General features: G+C 37.3%; 3 protein-coding genes and 5 pseudogenes. 2 read left to right on the top strand and 6 right to left on the bottom strand.

The genetic code is table 11. From position 1 onward, the window contains the following. Nucleotides 1-77: pseudogene (locus H735_RS30985) on the bottom strand (IS200/IS605 family transposase); the annotation flags it as partial. Between the two features lie 224 nt (nt 78-301). On the opposite strand from H735_RS30985, the pseudogene H735_RS30235 reads away from it, so the two are divergent. Next, a pseudogene (locus H735_RS30235) lies at nt 302-750 on the top strand (integrase core domain-containing protein); the annotation flags it as partial. Between the two features lie 245 nt (nt 751-995). Then, nucleotides 996-1,364: pseudogene (locus H735_RS18285) on the top strand (IS110 family transposase); the annotation flags it as partial. A gap of 253 nt (nt 1,365-1,617) precedes the next feature. Here H735_RS18285 and H735_RS18280 read toward each other — a convergent pair. The 5 genes and pseudogenes from H735_RS18280 to H735_RS18260 all read right to left on the bottom strand — a co-directional run. Further along, a pseudogene (locus H735_RS18280) lies at nt 1,618-1,967 on the bottom strand (transposase); the annotation flags it as partial. 297 nt (nt 1,968-2,264) lie between these two features. Beyond that, nucleotides 2,265-3,276, bottom strand: a pseudogene (locus H735_RS18275) (IS110 family RNA-guided transposase). A 1,411-nt stretch (nt 3,277-4,687) separates the two neighbouring features. Then, on the bottom strand, nt 4,688-4,978 hold the full coding sequence (locus tag H735_RS18270) for a hypothetical protein (RefSeq protein ID WP_020197948.1): 291 nt from the start codon (nt 4,976-4,978) through the stop codon (nt 4,688-4,690). Nucleotides 4,979-5,005: 27 nt separating this feature from the next. Next, the gene (locus H735_RS18265; RefSeq protein WP_020197949.1) at nt 5,006-5,242 is read right to left on the bottom strand and encodes a RebB family R body protein; all 237 of its coding nucleotides are present in this window, start codon (nt 5,240-5,242) and stop codon (nt 5,006-5,008) included. Between the two features lie 124 nt (nt 5,243-5,366). After that, nucleotides 5,367-6,104: a hypothetical protein gene (locus H735_RS18260; protein ID WP_020197950.1), complete on the bottom strand. Its 738-nt coding sequence runs from the start codon at nt 6,102-6,104 to the stop codon at nt 5,367-5,369. Nucleotides 6,105-6,166: the final 62 nt, after the last annotated feature.

Below are 6,166 nucleotides of genomic sequence, written 5' to 3'. Positions count from 1 at the left end.
AATCGATACTTTGGAGTCCATACTATATGGTATTGACATCGCCAAAATACGTGGGAAGCTTGATTGTATCTACTCATGTTATTTGTCCTCTTTGACTTCTGGAAAAATCAAAGACGCATTTAGCATGAGTAGTTTTACAGGCAAAGCCGAAACGGATGATAACCACCAACTGAAGTAGGTGGTTTAAGGCTGAAAACAAAAATTTTCATTATTTATTCCCCTGATCATACTTTTCTTTATATTATAATCAGCTATGAAGTCTCGATAGTTTTTTGAGCAATACTGAATACCTCGTTCACTATTAAACTTAGTCACTAGTCAACCACCAAAACATGCATCCAAAAAACACAACAGGAACACGTTCATATACCTAACCGGTTAAATCGTCAGTTCGCAGTGACTGAACTGAATCAAATCTGGTGCGGTGATGTGACCTACATCTAGCGTGATATTCCACTCGGACCAAGGTTGCCATTATACAAGTAAGAAGTATCGTCAGGTACTATGGATATATCGAATTGCTCAAAGTATGAGTCGTCGTGGGAACTGTTGGGATAATAGTCCTATGGAGCGAGTATTCAGAAGTTTGAAGACGGAATGGATACCAAAGAATAGCTATAGAATTTAACAGAGGCGTACCAAGCAGTAACGGATTATCTAGTTGGCGATTACAACCAGCATCGTCCACATCAATATAACGGTGGATTAACACCAAGGTTCCCTCATAAAACCGTGGCCAGTTTTACTTGATCACTACACACCACCTTAACACTTAAACAAACGCACAGTAAAAATGCCACGCGTAGAAAATCACTCTTGAACAGTTTGTATGGATAATGAGCACTCTACTCGGGTAAGGTGAGACCCAGACTTTAGCTGCAACTAAAATTCTCTACGAAACAGTTCGATTGAACACTTCGTAGAACTCCAAGCACCAACCTCGAATACTCGACTGGGTCTCGAACCCGCATGACGCGAGCATGAGTTAGCTTATTATGAATACGAATACCAAGCAAAGTATCAATGTTGGAGTTGATACGGGGAAAACACAATTAGATATTTACGTCCGTCCTATCGATCACTTCTTCACTGTAGAAAACAACGAAGAAGGGATAAAGCAAGCAATTAAAGTCATTCAACAATACTATCCAGAGCGAGTCATTATTGAAGCGACAGAACATTTAGAAATGCCTTTTGTTCTCACCTACTCAGAACATTCACTGCCTATCGTGAGAGCAAATCCTATCCACGTAAAACATTTCGCAGAGGCTATTGGTCGTGGAGAGAAAAACGATCGCTTAGACGCTCAACTTATCGCTCATTATGCAGAAGCTAGAAAAACTCATAGAAGCAAGCCCAGAATATCAAAGTAAGAACATCATTCTACAGAATGTCCCAGGAGTGGGATCTATTTCAGCCGTGCATATCATAGTAATGGAACCATTGTCAAATGTGGTGTATGAAGGATCATGCTGTAGCCTGTTGATGAGCCAGCATTTCAGTTTTATCTTTCACCAAGCAGTGGTGCCTTTGGATACTTGGCTTCAAAGCGTTTCTGGAAGGTAGAGAGGGCGTGATAAGCATCATCTCTAGTTTCTGCCATCCAGGTACCTTGCAGTGCTCTTTAAGGCGACAGATGCTGTTGGCTGACAAGCCTTTCGCATCCTTACCAAGCAAAGACTCAAGGGCGGGAGCATATCACCCGTAGATATCCCCTTGAGATAGAGTAACGGGAGCAGTGTTGCAACGTTCTTTGTTAGCTTGAGGTACGGTAGTATCAAGCTGCTATTAAATTTGACGCCATTACCAGAGCGATCACGAACCTTGGGAATTTGCACTTCGACATCGCCGACACCAGCTTGCAATGTTCGTTCAGGTAAGAAACCGTTGCGGACAATGGCTTGTTTGCCGTCAACCATTGCATCTTGATGTTGGGCAAGTAACTGTTGAAGCTGAGCTTCAACAGATTACACCGCAACTTCCTTTCTCTTCCATACACCAGAAATCAACATAGCTCATGTGGGATAAGGATCTAGCTAAAAACTAGCTATTGACGCCATACTCGTTTACGTGGACTCCCTATTTGCAACCACAATTTTGCCTAATGATATTTGCTTGCTTATGTACTAGTTCTGATGAGGAGCTACCTCGACTCTCTGACAATTTCGCTAATTAGGGTGCAACGCTTGTTAGCGAGATCTAATCTCAAACGACTATTCTGCATCACCTAATTTGATATTCATTAAGCGTTTTGTGATTGAAAATTATGTTAGCTGATAATCCGTTCCATTCTTGATCATTGCAAAGGCTGTTCTTACATTCTTATTTGCCAATGCGACTGCTGCACATTTCTTACCGCGTCTTTCGATTAACGATTTTAACCAACATTTTAGCTTTTCGCTTTTCTACTTGCTGAACCACAGCCATTGCGCCAGTGATTAACAAGCTTCGTAAACTAGTGCTTTTTCGCTTCCCAATTGTGCCCAGTTTCACTTTGCCGCCGGAGCTATGCTGTACTGGCGTCAACCCGATGCATGCAGATACATCTCGGCCACGTTTGAATTCACTAGTTTCATGTTCAGCCATCGCAATATAAATATGGATGGCATTCAATAAACCAATTCCTTCAATCTTCATTAATTTTTTGCAATCTGGTGTTTCGTCTATCCATTCCTCCAAAGCCAAATTATAGCTCTCAAGAGTCAGGCAAACTTGTTGATACAATTCTAGTGATTTGCTAAGCATTGTTCGAAACGTAAAACTGAGCCCTTTCTCATAGTCTTCTAGGATCGACTCAATAGTTCCAATAAGCCTACTTTCACCCCGGCCAACAGAAAAGTTAAACTTCCTCAGCAAACCGCCTAACTGATTTTTGAGAGCAGTTTTTTGCTTGATACATTGCTCACGTAATCTAAGAACTGCTTGAGCTTGCTGTTGGTGAGGCGTTTTACTCGCGACAAAATGCACTTCGGGTAGTAACGCTGCCTGGACTATTGCGAGGGCATCATTTTTATCGGTCTTTTAGTCCTGCCTTATAGCACCAACCAAGCGAGTAGAAATGAGCTTAGCTTTGTGGCCGATCGAGCGGCAATATTGGGCCCAGTAGTTCGAGCCACTACAAGACTCGAATACCACGATACATGGAAATTGTTGGCGCAAAAACTCACTAAATTGCTGAGGTGTCAGTTCTCTATTAGAAAGCACCTTTGAGTTTAAATAAACACATACTTGGATAGCTTTAGTGGCTAGGTCAACACCAATTATCGTGGTTCTCATCTTTCTCTCCCAAAGTATCATCTAACCTAAGAAGGTTAGCCTGTCATTAGATCGGGAGTCCAATTATTTTGTTAGCGATCTTGTAAATCGAGACGCTCACTTTTGAGGCAATGCTTCAAGGATTTGAAGCGCGGTGCAAACAATCCTACTCACTTCAGAAAAAAGCAACTTGTCACCAGGTTCTAACTTATCGATAAGTTGTCCAAGTCTACGGGAACACCATTACTTTTGGCTCGTGATGCTATCTTCGACAAAGCATAGGTTAACTAACATACCCTAGGATACCATGTTTTTGGTTGGTAACATTCTGAGTATAAGTGGATACATGGAGATGGAGATAGACATAGTGTAGCGTTGAGCGAATATTCATCTAAATGAGAAGTATTTGTAAGTATTGATCTAATTTTTGACACTGTTCACCTAGATTGTGATAGCTAGAAAAGAGAAAGAAATGAAACTATTTCTAATGAGGGTAACTGTGTAAATCTTTGATTTTCCAGTTATCCACATTAGCTATAAAGATCTATATCTTCTATTTTAAAACTATAAACACTATTAAAAATATAAGTTCTATAAGCTTTTTAATTGATTGATTTCAAAGGGATTTTCTTGCATTAATGATCTTTTTTTAGGTGTTTAAATAACATAATTAAGGTGTTAATGATCCCTTTTTAGGCGTTAATGATCATCCTTTAGGTAAAACGCTGCCATTATTTAGGCGTTGATGATCGTATTTTAGGTAGATAGATGACATATTTTAGGTTACTTATAGGTTCAGATAACAAATATTAGGTATTTTCTTGTTGTTTTTTCCGCTGAGCTCGGTTAGGCATCCTTCTAATGTGATACATTTTAGGTGTTATATTATATACAACACCTAAAATATGTCTGTTATTACATGATAGACCTGATTTTTGTCAGTAATGACACTGATGCACCTGATATGTGTCATCTAAGGTAAAGACACTTTGAGTTTCCTTACCTTGGACGATAAGATTTTTTGCAACAAGTCCCGGCCAACTACTTAAATTCTGGTTGCTCTTTTGGGTGAAAGCTTAGTTGTTTACTTACAAAGCCTGCTTCGTGCACGATTTCCCGGATCCTAAATCAAACCTATATCGGTATTTTCTGTACGTAATATCCATGAATTAAAACAATTAGAAATCAAGTGGCTATATAGGTGGAAGAGATGAAATAGGATTATCGCTGGGGTTCAGAGCCCTAGTAATCTCTAAATGAATTCGAGAACGAATTTCACAATCTTCCACTCTAGAAAAGAGTTCTAAAATTTGAGTTTCAATAGAGTCTCTGCTTTTGACAACAACTATGCTCTTTTTTTTTCTTCCGTTTCTTCTACTTATAGTCGTTTTCTTGTATTTTTTTGTTTTCATAACTTTACTAAAAATAAAGATTAGAATAAAAAAAACTTTTTCTTTTGTTCTGAAACTTTATAATTTTCTCTCCTACCATCTATTGATAGTTTTATTACTCTTTCATAATTGCTGACTGCATTAGATATCAATTTAGTTGACTCTTCAATAACCTGTAAGCAGGTAGCTTTATCACCACCGGAAAGCATTTTTGATAAAGCTACCCCTGAAGCCGTATTACTAATTTCAGTAACATTTCTTATGTTATCAACAGCATCCTGAATAGCCATTGATATAGACTGGTCTACATAGTTTTCCTGCTCAGTAGCCATTCAATAACGTAAATCAACTAATAGTCATTAAGATCTAGAAAAGATAGATTTTTTTTTAGACTCCGGCTGAGATGACGGCTGGGGAATAGCCAGTAATCGAGCACAGGCATTTGTAATAGAGGCAGCAGTAGTAACTTGCGATTGTTGCTGATTAGCGACTAAGTTGTGCATTGTGAGGCCAATAGTTTCTGCCATTGCAGTTTCAGCTATTGTCGTCGGTTGTTCAGAAAAAGTTTGGATTGTTGTATGAGCTTGTTCGGTCATGAGACCTCCTTGAAACATCAGTAAATCTAGCCCTTAGCTTATTACTACAAAACAAACTTCACAATGACCATCTTATGAAAAAATAGGAAAATGTAGCCAAAAACATAATAGCATGTTATTAACTTTACTTAAGAATTTTCTTCGTTATTCCCTGTAAACTTTTTGAAACCGAAATTTCTATATTATTTAATATATTAACCATCGTTTGGAAAAACTTCTGAAATCCCCAACCAGATATAGCAAAGAATAACGAATCGTTAAAAATACCATCATTTATTTTTTCTATATCAGTCATATTGTAAATCAAAATTAAAACAAGAGGCCATATTAAAGAATAGACAAAGAACTGTTTTCTCATCAAATTAAAAGAACTGTTAGGAATATACATCCCTATTTGAAAAACTATTCTAGACATGATTGACACTAGAGATACTATATAATAATAGAAGTTTAAAACTAAAAAATAGTATTCATCTTGGATAGAAATACAAAGTTTAAAACTCTTGTTTGGCACAATATAAATAACATTCTCTTTGTAAAGAATAAAAACTAAAACCAATGAAGCTATAACAATAAGTGCCATTGCTTTAAGATAGTTACCCTGAATTTTCTCGGCATATGACCAAGCAGAGTTATAGCAATCTGATATTTCACTCAAACTTTTTGAAGCGTTCATTTCTAACAGAATTTTTCTAAACAAGAGCAATTCATCTAACTTCATACTGTCAAGTTTTTCAATAGATTTTGAGTTTAATGATATCTGATTTTTACTTACTGATATTGAATTATTATTCAAAGAAAACCAAATTAATTTTTTTATCTCAAACCTCAATGACTCATTTATTATCTCCACAATTTTCATAATAACACCTCATTTAAATACCACCTATAACCTTAGCTGTTATTAGCAACAACCAAAATAAA

The sequence above is a fragment of the Vibrio owensii CAIM 1854 = LMG 25443 genome, from assembly GCF_000817815.1.
GTDB lineage: Bacteria > Pseudomonadota > Gammaproteobacteria > Enterobacterales > Vibrionaceae > Vibrio > Vibrio owensii.
Note: the sequence above shows the minus strand (reverse complement) of the source record. Positions and strands in the feature narration are given on the sequence as shown.